Raw genomic sequence first — 1,235 nt, forward strand, 5'->3', positions numbered from 1 at the left:
CCCCTCTTTTTATATATATCAATCGTTAAATAAGAGATTATTCAACTATAGAAGCAACAACACCTGATGCTACTGTTCTTCCACCTTCTCTTATTGCGAATCTTAATCCTTCTTCTACACATATAGAGTTGATTAATTCAACTTCCATAGTTACGTTATCTCCTGGCATAACCATTTCTACACCTTCTGGTAACTTACAAGCTCCTGTAACGTCTGTTGTTCTGAAATAGAATTGTGGTCTATATCCATCGAAGAATGGAGTATGTCTTCCACCTTCTTCTTTTTTAAGAACGTATACTTCTGCCATGAATTTTGTATGTGCTTTAACTGTTCCTGGCTTAGCTAATACTTGTCCTCTTTCTATTTCATTTCTTTGTACCCCTCTTATTAATGCTCCTATATTATCTCCAGCTTGTGCTTGATCTAATAATTTTCTGAACATTTCTACTCCTGTAACAACCATTTTTCTTGGCTCTTCAGAAAGTCCTACTAATTCAACTTCATCTTGAACTTTTAATATTCCTCTTTCTACTCTACCTGTAGCAACTGTTCCTCTTCCTGTTATAGAGAATACGTCTTCTACTGGCATTAAGAAGTTCTTATCAACATCTCTTTCTGGTTCTGGTATATAAGCATCTATTTGCTCGAATAACTCAACTATTTTGTCTCCCCATACTGAAGAAGTATCTTGTAATGCCATTAAAGCTGATCCTTGGATTATTGGAGTGTCATCACCTGGGAATTCGTACTCGTTTAATAAGTCTCTTACTTCCATTTCAACTAACTCTAATAATTCTTCATCATCTACTACGTCACACTTGTTTAAGAATACCACTATGTAAGGTACACCAACTTGTCTTGATAATAGTATATGCTCTCTTGTTTGAGGCATTGGTCCATCAGTTGCTGAACAAACTAATATAGCACCATCCATTTGCGCTGCTCCTGTTATCATGTTCTTAACGTAGTCAGCATGTCCTGGACAGTCAACGTGAGCGTAGTGTCTGTTTGGAGTTTCATATTCAACGTGAGCAGTAGAGATTGTGATCCCTCTTTCTCTTTCTTCTGGAGCTTTATCTATATTAGCGAAGTCTACTGCTTCTCCTAATTGATATCTGTCGTATAATGTTTTTGTTATTGCTGCTGTTAATGTAGTTTTACCGTGGTCAACGTGACCTATTGTTCCTATATTAACGTGTGGTTTATTTCTTTCAAATTTAGCTTTAGCCATTTTG

At 36.2% G+C, this 1,235-nt stretch carries 1 protein-coding gene; it reads right to left on the reverse strand.

Annotated elements, in window-relative coordinates; translation table 11 throughout:
* Positions 1–37 precede the first annotated feature (37 nt).
* Complete coding sequence (tuf, locus tag BN899_RS18270) at positions 38–1,231, reverse strand: elongation factor Tu (protein ID WP_042278429.1); 1,194 nt, start codon at positions 1,229–1,231, stop codon at positions 38–40.
* Between the last annotated feature and the right edge of the window lie 4 nt (positions 1,232–1,235).

Origin of the sequence: Faecalimicrobium dakarense, assembly GCF_000499525.1 — a bacterium.
GTDB classification, from domain to species: domain Bacteria; phylum Bacillota; class Clostridia; order Peptostreptococcales; family Peptostreptococcaceae; genus Faecalimicrobium; species Faecalimicrobium dakarense.